Below are 25821 nucleotides of genomic sequence, written 5' to 3' on the forward strand. Positions count from 1 at the left end.
TTTTAAAAAATGAATACACTTACAATATTGGCACTTTCCTGGCAACATTTATTAATCGTCGGAATCATTATTTTGGTTTTTTTCGGTGGTAAAAAAATCCCGGAAATGATGAGAGGATTAGGTTCTGGTATCAAAGAATTTAAAGATGCGGTGAAAGAAGAAGACTCTAAAAAAACTGAAGAGCCAAAAAGCAATTCCAGCTCTACGACCCCTTAAATTAGACTTAATGAATTTTACAGAAACTGCCTGGAAGGTCTTCAATCAATCGATAATTGACTATCATATTACTGATAATGTAGATACTCCGGTAAATAATCCCTATTCAAAAGATAGTTTGGAACACCTTTTGTATGCAAAGAACTGGATTGATACCGTTCAATGGCATTTGGAAGACATAATTCGTGATGAAAACATCGATCCAACTGAAGCTTTAAAATTAAAGAGAACAATAGACTCCTCCAACCAGAAAAGAACTGATTTGGTGGAGTATATCGACAGTTGGTTTCTGGAGAAGTACAGGAATATTTCACCAAATGTTGACGCTAAAATTAATTCGGAGACTCCTGCCTGGGCAGTGGATCGCCTGTCAATTTTAGCATTAAAAGTCTATCATATGAGACTTGAAGCTCAACGTGAGTCTGCAAGTGATGAGCACAGAAAAAATTGTTCCGTAAAATTAAATACTTTACTGGAACAGCAAAAAGATCTTTCTGAAGCAATTGACCAATTGCTTTTTGATATAGAGAACGGCAATATTAAGATGAAAGTGTATAAACAAATGAAAATGTACAATGATGAAAGTCTTAATCCGATCCTTTATCAAAATGTAAAAAATGCGTAAACTGAACTTTGGCTACATTGTATTATTAATGCTCGCTTTATCCTGTTCTGCGGAGAAGATCAATCTTTCCCCAATTGGTGCAGTGAGTGTTCCGGAGGAAATGTACTCTTATGGTGACAGAAAAAATCTCATCGTTTATTCAGCTGAAATTACCAATCTGATCGCATCATTTCCAAAGTTTAGAAATGATACCGTAAACGCTGAAGTAGCGAAACTCAAATATTATCTAAAAGATTATATCGGTGCTATAGATGCCTATAATATCAACGGACGAAATAGAGCGCAGCGCAATTTCGAAAAATCTTACAAAAACCTTCAGATTCTCAGGAAATATTTGAATAAAGACGACGATCAGGTTCTCAACCGGTACCTGGTAAGAATTAAAACCAATATGACCTTTCTGGAAAGCAACATTTCAAAAGATTCCACATCTACGCCCTCAAAATAGCAACAAAATCCATGTTAAAAATTCAAGCAGAATCAAACGTTCCGACAGAGTACGGGGAATTCCGTATGATTGCATTTTCTGAATCTGACCAAGATTGGATGCCTCATATGGCAATTATTGCCAAAAACACTGATTTTACACAGCCTATTAATGTACGTTTCCATTCCGAATGTATCACCGGCGAAGTATTTCATTCCAAGAAATGCGAGTGTGGCCAACAATTAGATGCCGCAATGAGCTTCATGCACAAAAACGGTGGCATTATCATCTATTTAAGACAGGAAGGAAGAAACATAGGTATCATCAATAAGCTGAAAGCTTATGCTTTACAGGAGAAGGGTTTCGATACGGTAGAAGCCAACTTAGAACTTGGTCTTCCGGCTGATGACAGAAATTTTGGTGTTGCGATAGAAATTCTAAAAATTCTAAATGTTAAGGAAATTAATCTTTTAACGAATAATCCGCAAAAATTAAAATTTGTAACGGACAGCAGCATTCGTCTGAATAAAAGAATTCCTTTGCAGATGGACTCTACAAAGGAAAGTGAAGCTTATTTAAAAACTAAAAAAGATTATTTCGGTCATCTTCTGGATGATGAAAATACCGCCTATTAATTATTTACATTTTAATGGCTGTTTCTAAAGCCAACTCAATCATTGGTGTCAACGCTGTTTCCCGCTGATCGGCAGAAATCTGATCTCCCGTAGGAATCACATCTGAAACCGTTAGAATTGTTGCCGCATTTTTACCCAAATATTGTGCATTAGCGAAAAGTGCAAAGGCCTCCATTTCAACTGCCGTACAGTTATATTTTGAGGCAATCTCTGGAAGCGCCGGATTTTTTCTGTAGAAAATATCACTGGTGTGAATATTTGTTGCTTTTAAATTTAAAGATAATGCTTTCGCAGAATCATTGATTAATCCGAAAGTGCTGCCTTGGTGAGACAATAAATCTTCTTCGATTTCCCAGGCAAACTTTGCATAAGTAGATTCACTCGCCGCATGTTCAACATTTAACAGATCATAAACTTTCAGATCGGTAGTGTATGCTCCACAGGTTCCTATTCGGATAATCGTATCGACGTCAAATTCGGTAAACAGCTCATAGGAATAAATCCCGATGCTTGGGATTCCCATACCACTGGCTCCTACAGAAACTTCTTTCCCTTTGTAAAGTCCTGTGAAATAAAAAACATTTCTGGTTTTACTTACCAATTTCACATCCGTTAAGAAATTATCGGCGATGTATTTTGCTCTTAAAGGATCACCTGGCTGTAAAACCGTTTTAGCAATTTCTCCTTTTTTAGCTGCAATGTGAACACTCATTATGTATTTGTTTTTGATTAATTATTGAAGTGATAAAGTTACTAAAAAATCACCGATTACAGGAATCCAAACCAACACTCTAAACCTGACTTTTAGCACAAAAAAACCACAGCAAAAACTGTGGTTCAAGTTAATTTTAATGATATAAAATCTACAGATTCGTTACTTTAGAATCATCAATTTTAAAATAACTGATCACACTGTTATAATCAGAATAATCTACTTTAGCATTTTTTGCTCCCGAAGAAGCTGGTACCAAAACTACTCGGAAAGTCTGAGCGTTCAAATATTGGGGAGTTGTAGCAATATCATAATTGCCATTGGCATAAATCATTATATCATTTTTAGTAAAGTCAAAATCATAATCCAATTCATTTCCGTTGCTTAAAAAAATTGTTCTTGGAATAGATTGCCAAACCGGAGAACCATCCGATGCAGTTCCGGTTTTTCTGTAAATCAAAACAACATCTGTATTAAACAATGGCTTTGTGAATGATCTGCTGATGAAATATCCATTTTGAGCATCAAACGAAAAATTCACATTATTGATATCCAATACGACTGAAAAAGTATCATTGTCATTTACGAGTACATCATCGTTTCTGTTGTCACAGCTAACTGCTACTATGCTAAATATTGCAATCAGCACTAAGGTTAAATAGTTTTTCATTTTGAAAGGGTTTAAAGATTAATATGTTTTGTCAGTCAATTTGTATGCCATTAGAAAATACGTTTTAAAAATTAAAAATTGTATTTTTGTTTCCATTATTTCTTATAGAATGAAAAACATCAAGATAAAAGCCTTTTTTTTTATAATAGCATTCTTATGCTTTAACCATTTTGCAAATGCACAATATCAACCAGGAAACATTTCACCGGCAGAAATACAAAAAGCGAATCAGTGGGTAGAAAAAACCTACGAATCGCTCTCGCAAGACGAAAAACTGGGACAGCTTTTTATTGTGGCACTGTACACCAATAAAGGAGAAGATTATATCAATAACGTAAGAAATATCATCATCAATGATAAAATCGGCGGGCTGATTCTGATGCAGGATGATGCTGCACGGGAAATTAATTTGGTGAATGAATTCCAGCAAAAAACAAAAATCCCTTTAATGATTGGGATGGATGCAGAATGGGGCGTTTATCAAAGAATTGCTGCAGCACATAAATTCCCTTGGGCAATGACGCTCGGTGCGATTCAGGACAAAAATCTCATTACAGAAATGGCTGCCAAAATCGCTGAAGATTGCAAAAGAATGGGCATCAACTGGGATTTCGCGCCGGTTGTGGATGTGAATACAAATCCCAATAATCCTATTATCGGAAACAGAAGTTTCGGTTCAGAAGTTTCAAATGTTATCAGTTCTGCTTTAGCCTATTCCAACGGATTACAAAACAACACTATTTTAGCGGCCATCAAACATTTCCCCGGACATGGTGATACCGACCAGGATTCCCACCTGGATCTTCCCGTAGTTTCGCATTCTCTTAAAAGATTAAATGAGATAGAACTCGCTCCGTTCAAAGCGTTGATGGATAAAGGAATTGGTGGCGTTATGGTCGCTCATCTTTACATTCCTGCCTTCGAAAAAAAGAAAGGAGTTCCGGCTTCTATTTCTAAAAATATCATAACCGGAATTTTAAAAGAGCAACTGGGTTACAAAGGTTTAATTATTACAGACGCCTTGAATATGGGTGCAGTTGCCAACAAATTTAAAGCCGGCGAATTAGATGCAATGGCTTTCGAAGCAGGAAATGATATTATGTTATTTTCCCAGGATGTTGCCACCGGAAAAAGACTGATTCAGCAAGCGATTGATAAAGGAGAAATTCCACAGCAAAGAGTTGAAGAAAGTGTAAAGAAAATTTTACTGACAAAATATTACCTGGGTTTAACTCAATATGAACCGAGAAATCCGGCCAACATTAATGAAGATTTAAACAATGCCACGCATTCCGAAATCGTTCAGAAAATGTATTCCAACGCTTTGACTTTAATAAAAGATGATAAAAAAATGCTTCCGTTGAATTGCAGAGAAACGTACTATTATGTCCCTTTAGAAGAAGCTCCTTACCAGACTTTTCTGGATCAGTTAAATTTAAACAATACCATCATTGTAAAAAAAGCGACGGAAATTTCTACAATTCCTGCCAATTCGAAAGTAATTGTGGGCTTTCATAAAGACAACTCGTCGGCTTACAAACCCTATACAATATCAGCGGAAAGCAAAAAAATTCTGGCAGATTTAAGTAAAAATCAAAATGTAATCTTAAATGTTTTCGGTTCTGCTTATGCTTTAAAAGATGTTGATATTTCTAAAATCTCTACCGTTTTGGTTTCTTATGAAAACAATGATGATGCGATGACCGCCACTGCAAAAGCATTTTCGGGACAAACAAAAATCTGGGGAAAACTTCCGGTTTTGGTGAATGATCGTTTAAAAGCAGGAATGGGTTTAGAACTCAATTCCTCTTCCAGAATCGACTTGCCTTTAAAAAATTAATAAAAAAACAGAATTGAGTAATTTCAATTTAAAAAAAAATAAATCAAATGAAAATCGGAATTCTCTGTTATCCAACTTACGGTGGAAGCGGCATCGTTGCTACAGAACTTGGTATGGCGCTCGCTGATAAAGGCTATGAAGTACATTTTATAAGTTCAGCGCTGCCGGCAAGATTAGATATTACCAATCCCAATATTTTTTTTCATAAAGTAAATGTTCAGACGTATCCGCTTTTTCAATATCAACCTTATGATATTGCGCTTTCGTCCATGATTTACCGGGTGGTGAATTTGTATAAACTGGATTTACTGCATGCGCATTACGCAATTCCTTATGCTTATGCAGCGTTTACCGCAAAACAAATGTTGAAAGAAGAAGGAAAAGACGTTCCTCTGGTTACGACCCTTCACGGAACGGATATCACTTTGGTAGGACAACATCCAAGTTACAAACACGCGGTAGAATTCTCTATCAATCAGTCAGATACGATAACCTGCGTTTCCGAAAGTTTAAAAAAAGACACTTTACAGTTATTTAAAATCACCAAAGAAATTCAGGTGATCACCAATTTTATCGATAACACTGAATTTAAACATGATAATATCTGTCAGCGCAACCATTTTGCAACGAAAGATGAAAAGATTTTGATTCATGTTTCCAATCTTCGTCCGGTGAAGCGCGTGCAGGACGTTTTACAGATTTTCAAGAATGTCAATGCAAAAATAAAATCAAAACTGATTATCATTGGTGAAGGTCCGGACATGGAAATTGTGAATGAGTTTTTAGAAGACCATCCGGATTTAATTGGAAAAGTTCGCCTGCTCGGAAAAGTAAATGATTTATATAAAATTCTGCAACTTTCAGATGTATTTTTACTTCCGTCGGAACAGGAAAGTTTCGGTTTGGCCGCGCTGGAAGCAATGGCCGCAGAAACGCCGGTGATCAGTTCTAATGCGGGCGGAATCCCCGAAGTGAACATTCAGGGAGAAACCGGTTATCTCGCTGAGATCGGCAACGTAGAAGCGATGAGCAACTACACCATAAAACTCTTGAGTGACGAGGTTTTGTTGGCGAAAATGAAAAAAAATGCCAAAGAACAGGCCCTTAAATTTGACCTGAAAAACATCTTGCCGATTTACGAGAAAATGTATGCCGAAACGATGCACCGTTTTCAAAAATAGTTATTTCACCTTTTTTATTCAGAATTTGCTTTGTTACTTTGTAACTAAAGTTTTCTGACATGAACGAAAAACTGCTTCAATACTTGTGGAATTTCAAAATTTTCAACAGTTTTGACTTTAAAGATGTGGAAGGAAACGATCTCGAGATCTTAGACTTCGGAAGGTGGAATTTCGACTCGGGACCGGATTTTCTTTTTGCAAAAATAAAAACGAACGGTTTAGTTATCGCAGGAAACATAGAGCTCCATGTAAAATCATCGGATTGGATTTTCCACAAACATTCGGGCAATCCCGAGTTTGAAAACATCATCGCCCACGTCGTTTTCATCAATGATGTTGAGATAGAAGAATTCAAAAACAAGACGATTCCAACCTTGGAACTGAAAGGCTATATCGATGAAAATGTGCTTGCAAAATATGAAACGCTGTTACAGGAAACCCAATTTATTCCGTGCGAAAACATTTTTAATTCTAAAAATTTCCCTCTTCATTTTCATGAAGAAACTTTACTGAAAAAATTAGATGCGAAATCCATTGAAATTGAGGAATCATTAAAACAACATCAGAATAATTATGAAGCAATATTATTTCAGCAACTGGCTTACGCTTTCGGCTTAAAAGTAAATGCGCTTATTTTCAAACAACTGGCAGAGAGCATCGACTATAAAATCTTCAGTAAAACAAGGCAAAATCAAACGCAGCTGGAAGCTCTTTTCTTCGGCATCTGTGGCTGGCTCGATAAACCAAGTGATGAACAATGCAAAATTTGGAAACGGGAATTTGAATTTTTAAAAGTTAAATATCAATTACCCGATTTCTATATACATCCGAAATTTTCAAAACTCCGGCCTCCGAATTTCCCGACGGTCCGGCTTTCGCAATTGGCTTCTTTATACCATCAAAACCAAAATCTATTTTCGAAACTTATCAACGCCAAAAACATTGAAGATATTCATCAACTCTTTCAGAAAGTTGAAGCCAGTGAATATTGGGACAACCGATTTAATTTTGGGAAAATATCGCCTGTAAAAGGCAAAAAAACTTTAACTAAAGATTTCGTTGAATTAGTGCTGATTAATGCCGTTCTACCGTTAAAATACACCTATCATAAAAACACCGATGAAAATATTCCTGATGAAATTCTGACCATTTACCAAAGTATTGCAGCGGAGAAAAACACCATTATCAATCAGTGGAAAACTTTAAAAGTAAAACCAAAAAGCGCTCTTGAAACCCAATCTCTTCTTTTCCATCACAGAAACTTTTGCGAGAAAAAAGAATGTTTACGCTGCAGTATTGGAATTCGGTTAATGAACGCTTAACCAACTTACTCGGCTAACTTCCAAATGCTGATAGATTTCATTTCAAGGCATTCCCTATTGCGGATTATTAACAGTAATTTTGTTAATAAACTAAAAATAGAGAAGATGTTTGATTGGTTAAAATTACTTTTATTACCGGGCGAAATCCCAACGGTAACGCAATCTATTGTTGCCATAATGCTCGCCATCGGAACCGGTGTTTTTTTTGGAAGATTAAAATTAGGGAAGATTACTTTCGGTGTTTCGGCAGTGATGTTTACGGGATTAATTTTGGGACATTTCGGCTACCGGATTCAGCCCGGGATTTTAGATTTCATCCGTGACTTCGGTTTAATCCTTTTTGTTTACGGAATTGGTTTACAGGTCGGACCTTCCTTTTTCTCGTCTTTCAAAAATGAAGGTTTAAAGTTTAATATTCTGGCTGTTTCCTGTGTTCTTCTTGGCGGTATTATTACCGTAGGTCTCTTTTATCTCACCGGCCTCAAAATAGAAGATTTAGTAGGAATCATGAGTGGTTCGGTAACCAACACGCCCGGATTAGGAGCCGCTAAAAACACGATCGAAGAAATTACAAATTCGTTCCCGGATAAGAAATTCGGTGACCCCACCATTGGTTACGCGATTACTTATCCGCTGGGAGTTTTCGGAATTATAGCGACCATTATCATCTCTAAACTTTTATTAAAAATCAATCCGGATGAAGAAATGAAGAAATTCCGGAAATCAAAAATTAACCGGGAGCTGCCTTTGGTTCATAAGAAAGTCCGGATTACCAATCCGTATTATTTTGGAAAAACCCTGCACCAAACGATCAAAGAGTTCGGTAGAGAAATTGTTATTTCACGATTAAAACACAGCGGAACCATTGTCGTACAGTCTCCGACCATGGATGTTCAACTGCATGACCGGGATGTGCTGATGTTGGTAGGTTTAGAAAAAGATCTTGACGATTTCATCGCAACCGTTGGCCGACCGTCGTCGGATTTGTTCATCGAGTCTGATAAACAGATTCTGAAGAAAAACATTTTCGTTACCAATCCGAAAATAATTCATAAAAAACTCTCGGAGCTTGATCTATACAACACGTTCGATTTAAAGGTTACACGGGTTTTCCGGGCAGGGAAAGAAATTCTGCCGCGACCTTCCCTGGAACTGTTTTACGGAGATAAATTACGCGTTATCGGTTCTAAAGAAGGCATCGAAGAAGTTGCAAAAATCATCGGAAACTCTGAAAAGAAATTATTGGAACCGGATTTTTTATCCTTATTCGGCGGATTATTATTAGGCGTCATTTTGGGTTCTATTCCGATTGTCATACCAAGTTTACCGGTGCCTATTAAATTAGGATTCGCTGCCGGACCGCTGATTGTTGCGCTTTTGATATCTCGTTATGGAGGGATTGCGTTCATCCATTCTTATATTAATACCGGCGCTACTTATTTCATGAAAGACTTTGGGATCTGTCTTTTCTTTGCGGCGGTAGGCATTCATGCAGGGGACGGTTTCTATGATAATTTTATTCAGTATCATGGTTGGCTCTGGTTATTGTATGGCTGTGCAATTACCTTTATTCCATTGATTTTAATGGTCATTATCGGCCGGTTTATTATGAAAATCAACTTTCTTCAATTGGCTGGCATTATGAGCGGAAGTTATACCGATCCGGCGGCACTTTCCTTCAGCACGAATTATTTAGATTCCGATATCCCCATTCAAACTTACGCTCAGGTTTATCCTTTAGTAACGATTTTCAGGATATTTGTAGCGAGTTTACTGATTCTTTTCTTTAGTTAAATTAAAGAAATTGAGTAGTCATTTAATCATTGACGACTTGACTATATTAAAAGTTTATTGAACTCTGTTTCAGTAAACTTTTTTTGCCCGAAAAACAAAAAAAAGCAACCTCACTGAGATTGCTTTATAAATAGTTCTTTCGAAATATTATTTAGTTTCCGAAGCGTTATCCGGGAAACGCTGTTGTGTAAATTCTCTTGAAATCGCTGCTTTTTCAAACTTCAATTTTCCGGAAAGGGTTTCGATAATAACACCATCTTCCTGAATTTGTGCTATTCTACCGTGCATTCCAGAAGTAGTAACTACTCTGCTTCCTACTTTTAATTCAGACTGAAAGTTTTTTTCCTGCTTCGATTTTTTCATTTGCGGACGGATCATCAGGAAATAAAACCCGACGAACATCAGTCCCATCATGATCATGGTCGGCATCATAGAACCTTCCGGTGCTGCGGCCTGTAAAAATATTGTTATCATTATATTAATTTAATTATGGTTGAATATCTGCAGAAAAGCCAATCACAATCGGTGCTTTTTCTACATTTGCATATATTTCTGCCTGTTTGTTAACGAGTCCGTCGAAATTAGAAGAATCGAATTTCAAAGTAATTTTTCCTTTTTGTCCCGGAAGAATCGGCTCTTTGGTATAATCAGGAACGGTACATCCGCAACCCGGTTTTACCTGAGAAATAATCAGGGGATTTTTTCCGGTATTGGTCACTTCGTAGGTGTGTTCTTTATGTTCTCCTTTTTTAATTTTTCCGAAATCAAACTGCGCTTCAGAAAGTGCAATGTTGGTTAAAGGTTTAGACTGTGCTTCTTTCACCATATCCTCTTGAGAATCGATATTCGGTTCAGCCACCTGAGCAGTTCCCTGCTCGATAACGAGTTGATCTGCGCTCTGGTCTTTTTTACAACTTACTAAAGCTAAAGCCACAACAAGTGGTGCTATTTTAATAAAATTTTTCATATTAACTTCTGTTTAAATCTTTGGTGTATTTATCTAAAATCCCATTGATGAAAATGTTGGAACGGTCGGTTGAAAACACTTTAGAAATTTCGATATATTCATTAATAATAACTCTTCCCGGCGTTAATGGGAAATAATCGAGTTCCGTAATAGCTGCAATCAGAATGATTTTATCCATTAAAGCCACACGGTCCAGCTCCCAGTTATCTAATCTTCCTTCCAGTTTTTTCTCATTTTCTTCCCAATGGTTCAGGGATTGTTTTAAGAGTTTACGGGCGAATTCACGGTCCTCTTCATCTTTAATCATTTTAATTAAAGTATGGCTCGGTTCATTTTCTTTAAAAAAACCAATGGTTTTCTGCATCATCGAATTGGCGATATGGAAATCATCTGCCCAACTCAATTCTTTTCCTTCAAGATGGTCATGAAAATCATCGTTTTCAGCGATATACCTTAAAAATAATTTCCCGATAAATTTCTGGTCAGCTTCGAAAGAATGTCCTTCTTCTTTCATAAAATCCTGATATCTTTTACCGGCCGACATTCTCTGAAACGTCTTCACCAGCAATTCATCATAGATATCCCATTTTAAATCCTGATTTTTAGAAGTAAAAGAAAGGCGCTCGTCATTTTCTTCTAATTTAATTAAAACCTGATTGTTGATGAATTTTTGGTTGGGATTGGTTTCTTTATCAGTTTGAATATACTTATTCTTACCGATTTCGATTTGCCGTTCTGCCAGATCTTTCAGCGCCACCAAAAAATTAAGTTGGTAAATGTAAAGATGATAGATTTTATCGATTTCTGAGAACATGTTTTTCTCTAACACATCGAATTTAATGGGATTTTGATAATATGAATACAGCGATTCTACTACCTTTTCACGGATTTGTCTTCTTCCTAACATTTCAAAGAGCTTTTTAGGGTGCAAAGATAATAAAATTGTTCCAAGTTGAGACTTATAAGATGTAATTTATACCAAACAATAATCTGTTCCGATCATACCCAAGCATCCGTTTTTTCTCAACTACGACAAAATATCAATTTTCAATTTCTTATTTTTGCAGAGGTTTCTAGGCAAGCAAACCGCTAAAAACCTTATGATTTATGAACGCACTGAAAACCCTTAATCCCTATTTCTGGAAACATAAAAACCTGTTGTTTTATGGTTTTCTATTCATTATTGCCAGTAATTTTTTCAATATATTTAAAGTACAGTTCGTAGGAAAATCCGTGGATGAAATATCAAACACTAACAGTTTAGGTTTTAATAAGCAGGTTTTAATTTATGTTGCGATTATCGTAGGTTCTTCATTACTGACGGGATTTTTCACTTTTATGATGCGCCAAACCATCATTGTTGCGTCCAGAGAAATCGAATATGAACTGAAAAATAAAATCTACAATCATTATCAGGAATTATCGTTAACCGACTTCAAGAGAACAACCATCGGTGATCTGATGAACCGCTTGAGTGAAGATGTTGTTGCCGTAAGAATGTATCTCGGGCCGGGAGTAATGTACGTCGTCAATTTACTGATCCTGTTGATCATTACGAGTGTTTATATGCTCAATACGAATGTAGAAATGACTTTGTGGTCTCTTCTGCCGTTGCCTGTTCTTTCTTTTCTCATTTACAAAGTAAGTTCGATTATCAATAAAAAATCGAAAATTATGCAGAAGAGCCAGTCTGCGATTTCAACTTTTGTACAGGACAGTTTTTCGGGAATTCGGGTGGTGAAATTCTTTGCAAAAGAAAGTTACATCGAAAAAAGTTACGGCACCAAAGTAAAAGATTATCAGGATAAATCGCTTGATCTTGCCAAAACAGAAGCCTATTTCTTTACCATTATCCTGTTTGTCATCGGCTTATTAAATGTGGTCATTCTGTTAATCGGCGGGCAGAAATACATGGCGAATGAACTCTCGGTCGGCAAGATTGCAGATTTCTTTCTGTACATCAATATCTTAATTTTTCCTTTTTCTATGGTCGGTTGGGTAACATCTGTGAATCAAAGGGCAGAAGCATCGATGGCGAGAATCAATGAATTTCTCGATATGAAAACCGACATCATTAATACCAATAATGAAGTGTATCCGATAAAAGGAGATATCGAATTTCGAAATGTTTCTTACGTTTACCCAAATACCGGAATTAAAGCCCTGGAAAATTTAAGTTTCAAAATTGAAGCCGGTAAATCATTAGCAATTATGGGAAAAACCGGAAGTGGCAAATCAACTATTGCCCTTTTACTTTGTCGGTTAATCGATCCTACAGAAGGAGAAATTCTTATCGACGGAAAAAATTTAAAAGACCACAATTTAGAAAACTACCGAAAATTCATCGGCTATATTCCGCAGGAAAGTTTTCTTTTTTCAGACACCATTGAAAACAATATTGGATTCGCCATCGACAAACCTTCTCATCAGTTGGTCGAAAAATACTCAAAAAAAGCAGATGTTCACAAAAACATCGTAGAGTTCAAAGATCAGTACAAAACGATGGTTGGCGAACGCGGTGTGATGCTTTCCGGCGGACAGAAACAGCGGATCTGTATTGCAAGAGCGTTAATTAAGGAACCGTCTGTTTTGATTTTTGATGATTCATTATCGGCTTTGGATACAGAAACCGAAGAAAATATCCTTCAAAATATTGAAAATGAAATTCACAACTGTACCTCCATCATTATTACGCACCGGGAAAGCAGCGCTAAACGCTCGGATAAAATCCTGAACCTCACCCCGATAGAAAATGAAAATCTGAATTAAGTGATGGTTTCTTTATTGATAAGCCACTTTTTTTCGTAAATAATTAAAAATAAATTCCACAATTAAAAGAAATCTTTTATATTTGTTACACAAGATTTGAAAAATAGCTACAAATGAGTGATTACAAGGAACGCCATGAAAATGAAATTTTCACCAAGGTATTGAAGGCAGGAAGAAGAACTTATTTCTTTGATGTGCGAGAAACCAAAGCGGGAGATTATTATTTAACGATTACCGAAAGCAAAAAGAACTTTGGTGAAAATGGAGAAGCAACATTCGAAAAACATAAAATTTATCTGTACAAAGAAGATTTTAAAAGTTTCGAAGAAATGTTTAAAGATTCAACAGATTTCATCATCGGTCAAAAAGGCGAAGATGTAATTTCTGAAAGACACGACAAGGATTTCAAAACGAAATCATTTACGATTGAATCAGACGAAGAAATTTAATCAGACTTCGATAAAAGAAAAAAAGCATTTAATTACAATTAAATGCTTTTTTTGATTCTAATGGATCAAACCCAAAGGAGAGAAAAATAGAAATATTTAATTTTGAAGAATGTCAAGTGCCTGAAATCCATCTAGACCTGCAGAAGCTGTAAAGTAAGTGCCAGATCTGCACTGCATTTCATAAAAGTGAAATGACCACAAAAGTCAGCATACAGCCAGTATAAGGTCAGCATACAGTAGGGGTTGCCGGGAAGATGGTTGCGGTTTGGTCACCATAGAAAGGAAAAGACGGAAAAGACCATAAACGAAAAAACGCATTGATAATCAATGCGTTTTAACTTGGGTGAATGAGGGGTCTCGAACCCCCGACCTCCGGAACCACAATCCGGCGCTCTAACCAACTGAGCTACAATCACCGTTTGAGGTTGCAAATATAATACTTTTCGATATACTACAAAATTATTCCGTCAAAATTTTTGAAAGCAATCAACTTTTCTGTGGTAAATCCCTCTGCAAAGGCCACTCCGGAGAGCCGACCCAAGTCCTGAGCCCGGTAAGTGAGGCTTTCCAGGAAGTCTTTGGAAGCAATCGGTGTCATCGGCTCATCCGAATTCGGATCGTAAAACTGGGTTTTGAAAGCAAGACAGGCTTCCATTTTCTTCGGCATGAAATCTGAAATATCAACCACGAAATCCGGCGTAATATGCTTCCACTGAATATAATGGAAAATATGTTTCGGGCGCCACGCTTTCTGATTTTCATTTTCTAAACTGGTTTCTATTTTGACGAGCCCTGAAAGAAAACAAGCGTCAGAAACCAATTTTGCTGCTTTGGCATGATCTGGATGCCGGTCGTCGATGGCATTGGCCAATACGATTTCAGGCTGAAATTTACGGATCATTTTCACAATCTGCATTTGGTACTCTTCTGTATTCAAAAGAAAACCATCTTTCATTTTCAGATTCGTACGGTGAGAAATCCCCAAAATCTTTGAGGCGTTTCCAGCTTCCTCTGCTCTCGTGATATTGGTTCCACGAGTTCCGAGTTCACCTTCGGTTAAATCAACGATAGCAACCGTTTTACCTTCTGAAATCAGTTTTGCTAAAGTTCCGCCGCATCCCAATTCTACATCGTCAGGATGCGCTCCTATTGCTAAAATATCTACTTTCATATCGCTAGAATATCATTATTTAAAATTCTGATAGATGGTGGTCAAAAACTGTCCGTAAGATCGCTCGAGTCTGATGATATCTCCGGATTTCAAATTAATTCCCGGTTTTCCGTTTTCATTCGAATTTACTGAAAGACCGGAAAGTTGGAAATATTGAACCGGTTGGTTTTGCTGCGCTCCAATTTTTATACTGGATCCTAAAAGTTTCCGGGTCGATATGGTATAAACTTCTCCCGGCGCCAATTTTAATTCGGTATAAGTCCTTGGTTCAAAAACCATTTTTTTATTATTAATGGAAATAGTTTGTTTGGTATAAGGCGATGAAATAAAATACACCATGTTGTCTTCTTTAGGAAAATCTGAAGCTGAAACATAATACAGACTTAATTTGTAATGAATCGGATTGAATTTAGATAAAGTTCCGTCAATCTCTTCAAAAGGCTGGTAGGAAAAAGCGTTCGCTCCGATCTCTTTTGCTTTTTTATAGATCATGCCAAATACGTTGGCGTCGTTATCTGAAAAGCCCTGAACTTCAACTTCTCCCAAATATTCTGAAGGAGTCGACTGGGGATTTATTTTATAAAAAACCTTATCACCGTTAGGATGAGATTTTACCACTTTGTTCAGCACCACATTTTGTGCAAAAAAGAACGGTGACAAAGTTATTAAATATAAAAAGAGGAATTTTTTCATTCGTGAGTTGTTGCTAAAGTTTCGATACAATCTTGTAGGGAATGTTCCCAGTGAATGGGTTCGATCCGGTACACCTTTTCTATTTTGTCCAAAGCCATCGTGCTCCGTTTCGGCCGTTTCGCAGGCGTTGGAAATTCTTCGGTGGTAATGGCTTTCAGTTTAATCCCGGAGTTTGAAAATTCCGCAATCTTAGAGGCAAATTCAAACCAATTGGTTTCGGGATAATTTGAAAACTGGAAGATCCCGAAAATTTTCGGATCTGACAGAATAATTTTCATCACAGCTTCTGCTAAATCATTCGCATTCGTCGGCTGGCCAAACTGATCTGCAACAATTCCCAATTCATCTTTCGTTGAAAAGAGATTCAACATCGTTTTTACAAAGTTTTTATTAAACTCAGAATACAGCCAGGAAGTTCTGATCACAATTGTTCTCGGATTATTCTCAAGCGCAAGTTCTTCACCCTTCAGTTTAGAAGCTCCGTAAACCCCTTGTGGATTGGTGAAATTATCTTCTGAGTAAGAAATATTGCTTTCACCATCAAAAACATAATCGGTCGAAAAATGAATCAAAACAGTTCTCGATGTTTTACAGGCTTGTGCTACATTTGCGACTCCGTCAGCATTCACTGCAAAAGCTTTTTCAGCTTCTTTCTCAGCTAAATCTACTGCCGTATAAGCCGCAGCATTAATACAAAAATCAGGTTTATAGTCTTCAAAAAAATCTTCAACTGCACCTTGGTCGGTAATATTTAATTCTTGAGAGTCAGCGAATCTGAATTCAAACTGATTTTCAAAATCTGGTGCTAATTTTTTAAAACAGTTTCCTAATTGTCCATTGCTGCCAATTACAAGTATTTTCTTCATTATAGATTTGCCTTTTTGTTTTGTTTTCTAAAATAGGATGCGCGACTTTTGAAGTCTTTTTCTTCTAAATCGACCAGAAACTTTTCAAATAGCCGTCTGGTATCTTCCGGATGTACATCAGATTTCCGTGTTTTCATATTGAAATAAATCACGGTCACCCACAAAAGACAGTGAATGGTTTTACCGTCTGCACTTTTCATTAAAATTTCAACTTTGGAAAGACGGTCACCCACTTCAATGGTTTTGCTGGAAATAAGGACTTTTGCATTATACCGAACTTCTTTTAAATAGGCGATTTCATTTTGAATCGTAATCCAGGTACAACCGGTTCTTCTGGTATATTCTTCATAGGTAAATCCATAACCGGCTTCTACATGATCTTCTCTGGCGTTGAGCATGTATTCCAAATATTTCACATTATTGAGATGGCCGATCGGATCACAGTCGCTAAACCGAATTTTTGACAGATTTGAAATTTCTTTTTGCATGGTACAAAATTAAAAAAACCATCCCGGATAAATGGGATGGTTTAGGATAATAAAATAATCTCTTAAAGTCCTAATTCTTTCTTTACTGCAGCGGTCGCGTCTGGTCCACCTTTATAAATCAATGCACCTGCATCAATAATAAACTCATAACCGTTTGCTTTAGCTACTTTTTCTACTGCTTTGTTCAATTTTTCGATAATTGGCTTAATCGCGGTGTCTCTTTTTTGCGCTAAATCGCTTTGAGCAGTAGTTTGAATCTGCTGTAGGTTTTGTTGTTTTTTCTGAAGTTCACCTTCTTTAGCCTGTCTTTGGGCTTCGCTCAATTTAGCTCCTTCAGCTTGATATTGTTGAACTTCTTTTTGAAATGCTTCTGCTTGCTTATTTATTTCATCACCTTTAGTTTTACTAAAAGTTTCCAGATCAGTCGTCATTTTCTTAGTTTCTGGCATTACAGCTAATACAGCTTCATAATCCATACTTGCAACTTTCTGCGCTTTTGCAACTCCTACGGTTGCAAACATCATTACTGCTGCAAATAATACACTTAATTTTTTCATAATTGAGGTTAAATAAATTTATAGTTTGGTTTGTTAATTACTTTTATTGTTTTGCTTCTTTACCTAAAGCTTTAATTACCTTTGGCTTTCATTACTCTTATCTTTTCAGTTCTCTCCTCCATCAGATTTCTTTTCGCTGGCTTAGCCTCAGTTTCTGTATTTTTCGCGGGGGAATTTTTCAGCAGCAAATCTAACACTTTATCTGTATAATCATATCTTTTATCAAGAAAAATCACACTGATGTTATTGCTTTTATCAAGAACTATGCCCAAAGTATTTTTCTCTGAAACAGTCTTGATTGCTCCCCAAATGAGATCCTGAAACGGCTTGGTCAAGTTCGATCTCGCATTATTGATTTCTCCCATCGACCCGAAACGATTATTGATCATTCCTTTAATCTTCTTATCCAAATCATCAACTTCTTTTTGACGAAGTTTTAACTGATCACCGATGAGAAGAACTTTTTCATTTTCAAGGGTTGTTTTTTTCTTTTCAAATTCTGTCTGCAAAGTTTGAATTTCATTTTGCCAATTGGTAATCTGCTCATTCAACCGCGTTTCTGCTTCTTTGTACTGAGGCAATTTACTGAGAATGTAATCCGTATCAACAACTCCGATTTTCTGGGCATTTGCAAAGGCTGCAAAACACAGAAGAGGAATGAATAACAATAGAAACTTTTTCATTTTTACTAAATTTATAATGACTGGTTCATCAGGAAGTGTGTTTTCCAACCTGAAGGCTCAGTTCCCATAAGAGTTTTATCAAATCCGTACGCGAAATCAAATCCGATCAATCCGAAAGCTCCCATATAAACTCTAATACCTACACCGGCAGAACGCTTCAACTGGAAAGGATTATAACTTCCGAACGAGTTATACGCATTTCCTCCTTCTAAGAAAGAAAGTGCATAAATCTTCGCGGTTTGATTCATTGATATCGGGTAACGCAATTCCAAAGCAAATCTGTTATAAATGGTTGCTCCACCGTAAGGCGTAACATCATCGATGGTTCCTCCTGTGGAAGAAGCATTTTCATATCCACGAAGCGGCACCAATTCTCTTCCGTCATATCTTCCTCCGAAAAGTCCGGTTCCTCCGACGTAGAATCTCTCAAATGGCGGCGCTCCCAGTTCTTTATTATATCCGTTTAAGAATCCCATTTCAGCGGTACTTCTTAACACCATTTTCCCTACAACGGTATTATAAATATCGGCTTTCATTTTAACTTTATAAAACTCTAACCATTTATACTTGTCAATCGCTGCCATACTTGAATAATCTTTATTGCTAAAGAGTGAATATGGCGGCGTAAATTTCACAGATGCTTCAATATTCGACCCTTGAGTCGGGAATATTGGATCTAAACCAGCAGAGTTTCTGCTTAATCCAATATTCAAACTAAAATTCTTCGCAGATCCGTAATATTCGGTCGTATTCCCGAACTGAAAAGGATAGTTTTGGAAATCATAACTCTGATACTGAATCCCAGTGTACAAAGAGAAATAATCATCCGGCCATCTTAACAGTCTGTTTAAACCGGCACTTGCCGAGAAAATATTTAATTTTTGGGTCGCTCCAAACTGATCTGAATAACGGACTAAAGACTGATTAACTCCGACTGATAACGCAGTAGGTTTTGTTCCAAATAACCATGGTTCGGTAAATGAAATTCCATAATTCTGGAAGAACTGCCCTGCCTGCGCCTGAATAGATAAAGTTTGTCCGTCTCCCTGTGGAACAGGTTTGAAATCTTTAAATTTCAAAAAGTTTTTCAGTGAGAAGTTATTAAAAGTAAGTCCTAAAGTTCCGATAAATGAACCTCCACCATACCCGGCCTGCAGCTGAACCTGCGATGAACCTTTTTCCACTAAAGTCCAGTGTACATCTACCGTATTATCCTGTGGGTTTGGTGTAATTTGCTGACCCACTTGCTGTGGATCAAAAAACTGCATTCCTGCCAAGTCAAAATAAGTTCTTTTTATATCGCTTTTAGCAAATAAACTTCCCGGTTTGGTTCTTAATGAACGAAGAATTACGTGGTCATGTGTTGTGGTATTTCCACTCCAGGTGACACGGTTCCAGGTTGCTTTTTCACCTTCATTAATTCTAATTTCAAGGTTAATGGAATCTCCTTTTACAGATTTTTCAATTGGGGTTACATTAGAGAACAGATAGCCATTATTCATGTAAATGGACTTGATGTCAGAATCATCTTCTTTACCACCGTCTTCGCCAACTTTTTTGTTGAACCCAACAGCGTCATAAATATCGCCTGTTTTGTAACCCAATATTTTTTGTAAATAATCGGTAGAGAATGCGGTATTTCCTAAGAAATTAACATCTCCGATATAGTATTTTTTACCTTCGGCAAGTTTTACGTTAATTTCAAACTGATCTTTTTGATTTCTCCACACGGAATCAGAAACGATTTGTGCATCTCGGAAACCTAAAGATCGGTAATAGTTGATCAAGTTACCTTTATCATCTTCATATTTTTCCTGGATGAATTTAGAAGGTTTTAGAATTCCTTTGATACTCAAACTTTTTTGTTTGGTATCTTTAAATCCGTTCTTGCGAAGTTTATTATCAGAAACGCTTTCGTTGCCTTCAAATTCGATATGGCTGATTTTAATTTTTCTGCCTTTATCAACAGTGATTGTCCAATCTACCAAATTAGGATCGCCTGCGTTTACCTGGTCTTGGATCGTCACTTTAGCATCGGCAAACCCTTTTTTAATATACTCTTGCGGGATATTGGTTTTAAGCGTTGACACTAAATTCTGAGTGATTTTTGTTCCCGGCTTCAGGTTATTGTCTTTCGCCAGTTTTTCACTTTTCGATTTTCCAATTCCTTTGCCTTTAAATTTAACTTCTCCCAGATCTTTTAAATCCTGAAGATTAAAACGCAAAACGACCTGGTCACCTTCGATGCTTTCGACATATACTTCGACTTCCGAAAAAGACTGAGTTTCCCAAAGTTTTTTAATCGCGTTGCTGATTTTTTGACCAGGAATTTCTACGCTCTCGTTTTTATTAAGACCTGTAAATCTTAAAATCTGAGCGGGCGTATATTTTTTTACACCATCTACGACAATGTCTTTCAGGATATAAGTTCCGGCTTCGTCTTGAGCGTGAACAGGATTGTTTTCCTGGGTGGGTTGCTGGGGCGTAATCTGTCCATAAAAATGGGCTGATGCCACAAACATGATGATGGGTAAGAATTTAAACTTCATTTTTTATCTTGCTAACTATTTCTTATTTCTATATTTGTTCGTCAAGCTGCTCGCTTGTTTTACCGAATCGTCTTTCTTTGTTCTGATAATCATAAATGCATTTGAAGAAATCTTCTTTACCGAAATCCGGCCAAAGAATATCTAAAAACTGCAGTTCTGCATAAGCTATTTGCCAGAGCAGAAAGTTACTGATTCTCACTTCGCCACTGGTTCTGATTAATAAATCAACTGGCGGCAAATCTTTGGTATATAAATGATTTTCAAAAACTTCTTCGGTGATATCTTCCGCATTTAGCTGACCACTTTTCACCTCGGCACTTATCTGCTTTACGGCATTCAAAATCTCCTTCTGTGAACCATAGCTTAAAGCCAAAATAAGATTTCCCCGATCATTATTTTTGGTGATTTCTACCAGTTGCATTAATTGCTCCTGAACCAATGGCGGCAGTTTTTTAATATCGCCAATGATGTGCATTCGCAGACCTTTGCTAAATATATCTTCTGCTTCCAAAAGCAGCGTTTCAGAGATCAAACTCATCAGCGTGCTCACCTCATCCTGAGGCCTGTTCCAATTCTCAGAAGAAAAGGTGTAGAGTGTAAGGTAAGGAATATTAATTTCGTTACACGCATTCACTGCATTTCTCACTGCCTGGATCGCGTGCTTGTGCCCGAAGGTTCTTTCCTTCCCGCGGGATTTTGCCCATCTGCCGTTCCCATCCATAATGATGGCAACATGTTTTGGGAGATGATCCGGATTTAATTTTTCTTTTATCGACTGCATTTTTTAATCACAATAACATGGTGGTCTACCGAATGAATAACTTAAACCTATTGAAACGGAGTTCACCCAATCTTTAGAATTAATATTTCCTATTTGTCTGGCTTTAAGAATTTCAGCTACTCTGGCTTCTGCAATTTCCCTATAAGGAGCTTCCTGCAAAAGAGACTTGCTACTACTTCCTGCTGCTAAAATATCTTTATTATAAGTTACTTTTACACTTTTTTCATCAATCACACTATAATCAACAGCGTCTGAAAATGTAGGCCTAAACATGAACTCACCAAATAAAGCCCAGTTATAATTAAATTTATATTTCAAGCCCACTCCAAAAGGAATAGCCATGGTTAATTTCTTTCCTGAACTGTAAGTTGTATTGGTTACAAAATCATTAGGATTATTTGGATCCGGTGCCTTGGCCGCTCCAGACGTTCTGTTAAAATCATTTTCTACAATCAGTTGTGGGGTATTGGCAAGCATGGCTCCCAGACCTCCGAAAATGTACGGACTTAATAAACTCTTCTGCTCATCATTTACCGGAAAAAAATTATACTCGAAAACCAGGTCTGCCTCTACAATTGAATTGGTTCCCCACAGCTTTCTGTTTCGCCGGTATTGTTCCTTTGCTAGAGCATCAATAAACTGAATATGACTGTAGCCTAAATTTAACCTTACCGTTTGATAAGGATTAAAATTCATCCGGTAAAGTATACCTCCATAGAAGGGAATCCCGTAATCGGCAATATTACTAAATACAGGTTTCTGTAAAATATAATTGGTCCGCCCGATATCCCCAACCAAATTACTCATCCCCAGTTGCACTCCTACTTCATGACGCTGACCTTTGTAGCCAACTGAAATAAAAAACAATGCGATGAGCGTGTAGATCACTTTTTTCTGCATGAATGACTGTACATCAATTTTCATAAATAATTTTGCAAATATAAAACATTTTTACCGTAAGGAAATTCTTAATTTTTAGTTAAATAACCTCAAAAAAGCATAATTTCTTTATTTGAAAACGATGGATTTTAGTTTTTATGATTTTACAACTCAATAACCCTCTAAACAGAAAGGTTTATTTATTTAGTTTTTCCTATTATCTTATTAATTTTATTTCTAATTCTGATCAGGGTTGGCTCCTCATAATGAGCATCTTCTTCGAAGTAACCATAGCCATAACCGTAGCCGTAACCATAGCCGTAACCGTAAGTATTGTCCGCCTGATAATCGTTGTAAACCAAACCAAGGTTCTGTACTTCATGGTGATGATACTTTTCTGTAATCATTTTCACCATGTGCTTTTCCGTATATTCGTGTCTTACAACATAAATACTGGCATCTGCGAGCTGCATCAGTTCAAAAGAATCTGCAACCAAGCCTACCGGTGGCGAATCGATAACAATAAAATCATAGTGATTTCTTAATTCTTTTATAAATTCAATATTGCGCTTACTCATTAAAAGTTCGGACGGATTTGGCGGAATCGGGCCCGAGGTCGCCACATCAAGATCCGGGATAGAAGTTTTGTTAATGATTTTATCCATTTCCACTTCGCCAGTTAAGTAGTTAGAGATTCCGTAGTGGTTATTAATTTTAAAATCGCCAAAAATTTTAGGCTTTCTTAGATCCATGCCCAAAAGAATTGTTTTCTTGCCACTTAAAGCCATTACAGAAGCAATATTAATCGAAACATACGTTTTTCCTTCGCCGCCGATTGATGAGGTTACCAGAATAACTTTGGACTGATTATCTTCTTTGTGTAAAAATCTAAGATTCGCTCTGATTCCCCGGAACGCTTCGGAAATGGAAGACCGGGGCTGTTCTAAAACGGTCAGATTATTATCATGATTGCTTCTCCCAATAACACCTAAAAGCGGGATTTTTGTCGCCTGCAATAATTCTTTGATATTTCTTATTCTGCTGTCCAGCAGTTGTCCGAGACCCAAAATAAGCAAAGGCAAAACCAGCAGTCCGCCGATAATGGTGTAGGTGGTTTTGGCAATATCCGGTGCGATAGGTCCTTGTCCCAGATTTTTAGCAGGATCGATCACATTGATATCGGATTTATTGGTAGCAACTCTGATCTGCGTCTCATTTTGCTTGTTAAGCAGCGTGTTATAAGTCGCTTCAATCATGTTATATCCTCTTTCGGCATCCATGTACCTGCGTTCTTTTTCGGGGTACGAGACCAGATCAATATTTGCTCTGGCGATTTCACGGTCTATTTTCGAAATTTCATTAAGATAGGTATTATAATAGTTTCGGAGCGACCCGTTGGAATTTGTTTTCGCTTCATTAATCAATCGGTTAATTTCCCGCATCGGCTCCGAATTTGGTGTATAGATCAAGGCAAGTTCCCGCCGCTTTGTATATAAGGCTTTCAGTTCTGAAACCGTTGCGTTGAAAACACCATCTTCTACTCCGGCAGTATTGGTACTGATCATCCGATCCAAATTCTGCGATTCCAAAGAATTTTTAATACTGTTTAAAGAATGGATCCTTGTGAGGAAATCCGCTTTCCTGGCATCAAGATTTTTTATATTTTCTAATGATTTCTCGTCCCGATCCTTGATGTTATACAACCCTTCTGAAACTTTCATGTGGTTTAAAACCGTCGCGCTGGAATCTAATTTTTTACGGATATTGCCGAGGTTATCCAGCAGATACTTTTCGGTATTTTTATCGACGACATTTCTGTCGATTAATCTTTTTTTCTGAAGTTCATCAACCGATGTATTGAGAAAATTAACCGTACCATTCAGGTTAAATCCTTTTTTACCGATGATCATGATGGTATTGATTTCTTTATCGAAGTCAACGGTAATGGTGCTCACCAAATTATTAACCGCACTATTAACCGTGGTCAGCGATACGATAATATTGTCGAATACAATTTCGCTTGGATGTGGGTTTTTCACCAATTTGAATTTAAGATTCGGCGACGTGTACCACTGATTCAGCGCGATGATTTTATTTGCCGGTCTTTGGTATTTCGGTATGGTTTTGAAACCCTCTGTTTCGTAGGAATACACCGAATTCGATTCGCCTTCCTTTGGCAATTCAATTTCAAACTGATCTCTTCCTTTAGGAATAATTGTTATGGGATAATTTACCTGTTGGGGATATGATTTATCAATCTCAAAGAAAACCGGTGAATCATATTTATCAAGGTAGGTTTGTTTGATGAGCCCTTTTGTTGTGTAATTAGCGTACAAGTCAAGTTGTTTTACCAAATACTCATTGTGTGATCTGGAAAGCAACATCTTTTTCAGATATACTCCATCCTGATTACCGGTTTGTCCCCAGATGAAATTAATCGACTGATTGGGAGTGAAATAACTTGCTGAATTATTGGAGATACTTAAAGACAGATTTGAGGCATAAACCCGCTGTGCGTAATACTTGCTGTATACCACCGAAATCCCATATCCTAAAGCAGCCATCAGAAAAAACCAGTACCAGTTTCTCAGTACTTTTCGGATAAAATGTTCGATATCAAAAATTGCAAATGACCCGATTTTATCATGGACTGCAGTCTCACCTGTATTTTCTTTTCCGGGAATCATCTTAAAGTTTTGTAAAGATTAAGTAAATCGTGAGTGCGGTAGTAACCAGGGAAACCCCGGTAGTCAATGTCTGAATAGGATCTTTGCCAAATCCATTCAGGTTTTTAGACCGGGTATTCAGAAATATTTCATCACCATTCTGTACCCAATAGTAGGGAGAATTCATTACATCTTCGCGGGTTAAATCTATTTTGGCTCTTTTAATTCCTTCCGGTAACTTTCTATGAATAACAACATTCGTTCGGTCAACGGTTCTGTTCAAACCTCCGTTAATTGCTAATGCTTCGGTGATTGTTAATGTATTTTTATGTGCTTTTTTCTCGCCGCCTACTCCTATGGTTTCTACATCTCCTAAAATATAATACGTAATACCGTCAATATTAAGTCTCGCTTCAGATTTGCCTGCTACAAAATTCTCATTTACTTTATCCTGAATTTCTTTGGTCATCTCCTCCACTGTCCGTCCTTCTGCTTTGATGTAACCGATTCCGAAAATGTTAACGTCTCCATTAGAATCTACTTTCAGCCCGTTAAAATAGATGGTTGTATTACCACCCTGCCCAGATGCCTGATTAGAAATATTCATGCTTGCTGATCCTGCGATGCCAGCCTGCGCTCCGTTCGGCGGCGACGCATTCAGTGCCGAATAGAATTGTGCAGCATCACCTTGCGGCGTGGTAACAATATTGAGCGTTAAAATATCATTTTTGGTAATCCTGTAAACAGGAATATTATAGGGAACCAAACCTTCTTCATTAATGACCAAACTTTCGTTAGGTTGCATATACCGTACATCTTTACTTGAAATGCACGAAAAAAGGAAAAAAGGCAGAAGCATCAATAAAGCTGTTTTAAGTATT

The 25821-nt window shown here is 37.1% G+C and carries 26 protein-coding genes and 1 tRNA gene; 10 read left to right on the forward strand and 17 right to left on the reverse strand.

Annotation, left to right across the window (positions count from 1 at the left end):
• The first annotated feature begins 9 nt into the window (after window positions 1-9).
• From QGN23_RS08765 to ribA, 4 genes are read left to right on the forward strand one after another with little or no spacing between them, the layout of a single operon-like run.
• Entirely contained in the window at window positions 10-216 is a 207-nt protein-coding gene (locus tag QGN23_RS08765; RefSeq protein WP_133438998.1) for a Sec-independent protein translocase subunit TatA/TatB, read from the forward strand.
• Between the two features lie 10 nt (window positions 217-226).
• A complete protein-coding gene (locus QGN23_RS08770; protein WP_282903951.1) occupies window positions 227-841 on the forward strand; it encodes a DUF4254 domain-containing protein in 615 nt (204 codons plus the stop codon).
• Entirely contained in the window at window positions 834-1289 is a 456-nt protein-coding gene (locus QGN23_RS08775) for a hypothetical protein (RefSeq protein WP_282903952.1), read from the forward strand. Before QGN23_RS08770 ends, QGN23_RS08775 begins: the two co-directional genes overlap by 8 nt.
• 11 nt (window positions 1290-1300) lie before the next feature.
• Window positions 1301-1903, forward strand: a complete 603-nt coding sequence (gene ribA / locus QGN23_RS08780; RefSeq protein ID WP_282903953.1) for a GTP cyclohydrolase II — start codon at window positions 1301-1303, stop codon at window positions 1901-1903.
• Window positions 1904-1907: 4 nt separating this feature from the next.
• Here the strand turns inward: ribA and deoD are convergent, their stop codons facing one another.
• A complete protein-coding gene (deoD, locus tag QGN23_RS08785; protein WP_282903954.1) occupies window positions 1908-2615 on the reverse strand; it encodes a purine-nucleoside phosphorylase in 708 nt (235 codons plus the stop codon).
• A 151-nt stretch (window positions 2616-2766) separates the two neighbouring features.
• On the reverse strand, window positions 2767-3285 hold the full coding sequence (locus QGN23_RS08790) for a hypothetical protein (protein WP_282903955.1): 519 nt from the start codon (window positions 3283-3285) through the stop codon (window positions 2767-2769).
• A 109-nt stretch (window positions 3286-3394) separates the two neighbouring features.
• On the opposite strand from QGN23_RS08790, the gene QGN23_RS08795 reads away from it, so the two are divergent.
• The 4 genes from QGN23_RS08795 (at window position 3395) to QGN23_RS08810 (ending at window position 9422) form a co-directional block, all read left to right on the forward strand.
• A complete protein-coding gene (locus QGN23_RS08795) occupies window positions 3395-5125 on the forward strand; it encodes a glycoside hydrolase family 3 protein (protein WP_282903956.1) in 1731 nt (576 codons plus the stop codon).
• 47 nt (window positions 5126-5172) lie between these two features.
• The gene (gene bshA, locus QGN23_RS08800; RefSeq protein ID WP_282903957.1) at window positions 5173-6306 is read left to right on the forward strand and encodes an N-acetyl-alpha-D-glucosaminyl L-malate synthase BshA; all 1134 of its coding nucleotides are present in this window, start codon (window positions 5173-5175) and stop codon (window positions 6304-6306) included.
• Between the two features lie 59 nt (window positions 6307-6365).
• On the forward strand, window positions 6366-7628 hold the full coding sequence (locus QGN23_RS08805) for a DUF2851 family protein (protein ID WP_282903958.1): 1263 nt from the start codon (window positions 6366-6368) through the stop codon (window positions 7626-7628).
• Between the two features lie 105 nt (window positions 7629-7733).
• Window positions 7734-9422, forward strand: a complete 1689-nt coding sequence (locus tag QGN23_RS08810) for a putative transporter (protein WP_282903959.1) — start codon at window positions 7734-7736, stop codon at window positions 9420-9422.
• Between the two features lie 147 nt (window positions 9423-9569).
• On the opposite strand, the gene yajC is transcribed toward QGN23_RS08810, so the two are convergent.
• The 3 genes from yajC to nusB are packed head-to-tail and all read right to left on the reverse strand — an operon-like array spanning window position 9570 to window position 11296.
• Window positions 9570-9896: a preprotein translocase subunit YajC gene (yajC, locus tag QGN23_RS08815; protein ID WP_133439008.1), complete on the reverse strand. Its 327-nt coding sequence runs from the start codon at window positions 9894-9896 to the stop codon at window positions 9570-9572.
• A gap of 13 nt (window positions 9897-9909) precedes the next feature.
• Window positions 9910-10389, reverse strand: coding sequence for a DUF1573 domain-containing protein (locus tag QGN23_RS08820; RefSeq protein ID WP_282903960.1), 480 nt, complete (start codon window positions 10387-10389; stop codon window positions 9910-9912).
• Window position 10390: 1 nt separating this feature from the next.
• The gene (nusB, locus tag QGN23_RS08825; RefSeq protein WP_133439010.1) at window positions 10391-11296 is read right to left on the reverse strand and encodes a transcription antitermination factor NusB; all 906 of its coding nucleotides are present in this window, start codon (window positions 11294-11296) and stop codon (window positions 10391-10393) included.
• Between the two features lie 200 nt (window positions 11297-11496).
• Between nusB and QGN23_RS08830 the strand changes: the two genes are divergently transcribed.
• Both QGN23_RS08830 and QGN23_RS08835 read left to right on the forward strand, forming a co-directional pair.
• Window positions 11497-13158, forward strand: a complete 1662-nt coding sequence (locus tag QGN23_RS08830) for an ABC transporter ATP-binding protein (protein ID WP_282903961.1) — start codon at window positions 11497-11499, stop codon at window positions 13156-13158.
• Window positions 13159-13271: 113 nt separating this feature from the next.
• The gene (locus QGN23_RS08835) at window positions 13272-13607 is read left to right on the forward strand and encodes a DUF3276 family protein (RefSeq protein WP_282903962.1); all 336 of its coding nucleotides are present in this window, start codon (window positions 13272-13274) and stop codon (window positions 13605-13607) included.
• 341 nt (window positions 13608-13948) lie between these two features.
• On the opposite strand, the gene QGN23_RS08840 is transcribed toward QGN23_RS08835, so the two are convergent.
• The 12 genes from QGN23_RS08840 to QGN23_RS08895 all read right to left on the reverse strand — a co-directional run bounded on the left by QGN23_RS08840 (window position 13949) and on the right by QGN23_RS08895 (window position 25745).
• Window positions 13949-14024 (reverse strand) — tRNA-His (locus QGN23_RS08840).
• 34 nt (window positions 14025-14058) lie between these two features.
• Entirely contained in the window at window positions 14059-14778 is a 720-nt protein-coding gene (bshB1, locus tag QGN23_RS08845) for a bacillithiol biosynthesis deacetylase BshB1 (RefSeq protein ID WP_282903963.1), read from the reverse strand.
• Window positions 14779-14793: 15 nt separating this feature from the next.
• A complete protein-coding gene (locus QGN23_RS08850) occupies window positions 14794-15471 on the reverse strand; it encodes a hypothetical protein (protein WP_282903964.1) in 678 nt (225 codons plus the stop codon).
• Window positions 15468-16337, reverse strand: coding sequence for a dTDP-4-dehydrorhamnose reductase (gene rfbD, locus QGN23_RS08855; RefSeq protein WP_282903965.1), 870 nt, complete (start codon window positions 16335-16337; stop codon window positions 15468-15470). The genes QGN23_RS08850 and rfbD overlap by 4 nt, the downstream gene beginning before the upstream one ends.
• Window positions 16337-16825 (reverse strand): acyl-CoA thioesterase, encoded by a 489-nt coding sequence (locus QGN23_RS08860; RefSeq protein WP_282903966.1) that lies wholly within the window; start codon window positions 16823-16825, stop codon window positions 16337-16339. The genes rfbD and QGN23_RS08860 overlap by 1 nt, the downstream gene beginning before the upstream one ends.
• 62 nt (window positions 16826-16887) lie before the next feature.
• Window positions 16888-17382, reverse strand: coding sequence for an OmpH family outer membrane protein (locus QGN23_RS08865; RefSeq protein WP_282903967.1), 495 nt, complete (start codon window positions 17380-17382; stop codon window positions 16888-16890).
• Window positions 17383-17453: 71 nt separating this feature from the next.
• The gene (locus tag QGN23_RS08870; protein ID WP_282903968.1) at window positions 17454-18065 is read right to left on the reverse strand and encodes an OmpH family outer membrane protein; all 612 of its coding nucleotides are present in this window, start codon (window positions 18063-18065) and stop codon (window positions 17454-17456) included.
• Between the two features lie 11 nt (window positions 18066-18076).
• Entirely contained in the window at window positions 18077-20614 is a 2538-nt protein-coding gene (locus QGN23_RS08875; protein ID WP_282903969.1) for a BamA/OMP85 family outer membrane protein, read from the reverse strand.
• 28 nt (window positions 20615-20642) lie between these two features.
• Window positions 20643-21395: an isoprenyl transferase gene (locus QGN23_RS08880; protein ID WP_282903970.1), complete on the reverse strand. Its 753-nt coding sequence runs from the start codon at window positions 21393-21395 to the stop codon at window positions 20643-20645.
• A 3-nt stretch (window positions 21396-21398) separates the two neighbouring features.
• Entirely contained in the window at window positions 21399-22319 is a 921-nt protein-coding gene (gene porG / locus QGN23_RS08885) for a type IX secretion system protein PorG (protein WP_282903971.1), read from the reverse strand.
• A gap of 155 nt (window positions 22320-22474) precedes the next feature.
• Window positions 22475-24961: a polysaccharide biosynthesis tyrosine autokinase gene (locus QGN23_RS08890; protein ID WP_282903972.1), complete on the reverse strand. Its 2487-nt coding sequence runs from the start codon at window positions 24959-24961 to the stop codon at window positions 22475-22477.
• Between the two features lies 1 nt (window position 24962).
• Window positions 24963-25745: a polysaccharide biosynthesis/export family protein gene (locus QGN23_RS08895; RefSeq protein ID WP_396127302.1), complete on the reverse strand. Its 783-nt coding sequence runs from the start codon at window positions 25743-25745 to the stop codon at window positions 24963-24965.
• Window positions 25746-25821: the final 76 nt, after the last annotated feature.

This window comes from Chryseobacterium gotjawalense, assembly GCF_030012525.1.
Classification (GTDB): Bacteria; Bacteroidota; Bacteroidia; order Flavobacteriales; family Weeksellaceae; genus Kaistella; species Kaistella gotjawalense.

What these genes read in the sequence shown, in the direction of transcription:
- QGN23_RS08765 (WP_133438998.1), top strand. Translation starts at nt 10, where the DNA reads ATGAATACACTTACAATATTGGCACTTTCCTGGCAACATTTATTAATC.
- QGN23_RS08770 (WP_282903951.1), top strand. Translation starts at nt 227, where the DNA reads ATGAATTTTACAGAAACTGCCTGGAAGGTCTTCAATCAATCGATAATT.
- QGN23_RS08775 (WP_282903952.1), top strand. Translation starts at nt 834, where the DNA reads ATGCGTAAACTGAACTTTGGCTACATTGTATTATTAATGCTCGCTTTA.
- ribA (WP_282903953.1), top strand. Translation starts at nt 1,301, where the DNA reads ATGTTAAAAATTCAAGCAGAATCAAACGTTCCGACAGAGTACGGGGAA.
- deoD (WP_282903954.1), bottom strand. Translation starts at nt 2,615, where the DNA reads ATGAGTGTTCACATTGCAGCTAAAAAAGGAGAAATTGCTAAAACGGTT.
- QGN23_RS08790 (WP_282903955.1), bottom strand. Translation starts at nt 3,285, where the DNA reads ATGAAAAACTATTTAACCTTAGTGCTGATTGCAATATTTAGCATAGTA.
- QGN23_RS08795 (WP_282903956.1), top strand. Translation starts at nt 3,395, where the DNA reads ATGAAAAACATCAAGATAAAAGCCTTTTTTTTTATAATAGCATTCTTA.
- bshA (WP_282903957.1), top strand. Translation starts at nt 5,173, where the DNA reads ATGAAAATCGGAATTCTCTGTTATCCAACTTACGGTGGAAGCGGCATC.
- QGN23_RS08805 (WP_282903958.1), top strand. Translation starts at nt 6,366, where the DNA reads ATGAACGAAAAACTGCTTCAATACTTGTGGAATTTCAAAATTTTCAAC.
- QGN23_RS08810 (WP_282903959.1), top strand. Translation starts at nt 7,734, where the DNA reads ATGTTTGATTGGTTAAAATTACTTTTATTACCGGGCGAAATCCCAACG.
- yajC (WP_133439008.1), bottom strand. Translation starts at nt 9,896, where the DNA reads ATGATAACAATATTTTTACAGGCCGCAGCACCGGAAGGTTCTATGATG.
- QGN23_RS08820 (WP_282903960.1), bottom strand. Translation starts at nt 10,389, where the DNA reads ATGAAAAATTTTATTAAAATAGCACCACTTGTTGTGGCTTTAGCTTTA.
- nusB (WP_133439010.1), bottom strand. Translation starts at nt 11,296, where the DNA reads ATGTTAGGAAGAAGACAAATCCGTGAAAAGGTAGTAGAATCGCTGTAT.
- QGN23_RS08830 (WP_282903961.1), top strand. Translation starts at nt 11,497, where the DNA reads ATGAACGCACTGAAAACCCTTAATCCCTATTTCTGGAAACATAAAAAC.
- QGN23_RS08835 (WP_282903962.1), top strand. Translation starts at nt 13,272, where the DNA reads ATGAGTGATTACAAGGAACGCCATGAAAATGAAATTTTCACCAAGGTA.
- bshB1 (WP_282903963.1), bottom strand. Translation starts at nt 14,778, where the DNA reads ATGAAAGTAGATATTTTAGCAATAGGAGCGCATCCTGACGATGTAGAA.
- QGN23_RS08850 (WP_282903964.1), bottom strand. Translation starts at nt 15,471, where the DNA reads ATGAAAAAATTCCTCTTTTTATATTTAATAACTTTGTCACCGTTCTTT.
- rfbD (WP_282903965.1), bottom strand. Translation starts at nt 16,337, where the DNA reads ATGAAGAAAATACTTGTAATTGGCAGCAATGGACAATTAGGAAACTGT.
- QGN23_RS08860 (WP_282903966.1), bottom strand. Translation starts at nt 16,825, where the DNA reads ATGCAAAAAGAAATTTCAAATCTGTCAAAAATTCGGTTTAGCGACTGT.
- QGN23_RS08865 (WP_282903967.1), bottom strand. Translation starts at nt 17,382, where the DNA reads ATGAAAAAATTAAGTGTATTATTTGCAGCAGTAATGATGTTTGCAACC.
- QGN23_RS08870 (WP_282903968.1), bottom strand. Translation starts at nt 18,065, where the DNA reads ATGAAAAAGTTTCTATTGTTATTCATTCCTCTTCTGTGTTTTGCAGCC.
- QGN23_RS08875 (WP_282903969.1), bottom strand. Translation starts at nt 20,614, where the DNA reads ATGAAGTTTAAATTCTTACCCATCATCATGTTTGTGGCATCAGCCCAT.
- QGN23_RS08880 (WP_282903970.1), bottom strand. Translation starts at nt 21,395, where the DNA reads ATGCAGTCGATAAAAGAAAAATTAAATCCGGATCATCTCCCAAAACAT.
- porG (WP_282903971.1), bottom strand. Translation starts at nt 22,319, where the DNA reads ATGAAAATTGATGTACAGTCATTCATGCAGAAAAAAGTGATCTACACG.
- QGN23_RS08890 (WP_282903972.1), bottom strand. Translation starts at nt 24,961, where the DNA reads ATGATTCCCGGAAAAGAAAATACAGGTGAGACTGCAGTCCATGATAAA.
- QGN23_RS08895 (WP_396127302.1), bottom strand. Translation starts at nt 25,745, where the DNA reads ATGCAACCTAACGAAAGTTTGGTCATTAATGAAGAAGGTTTGGTTCCC.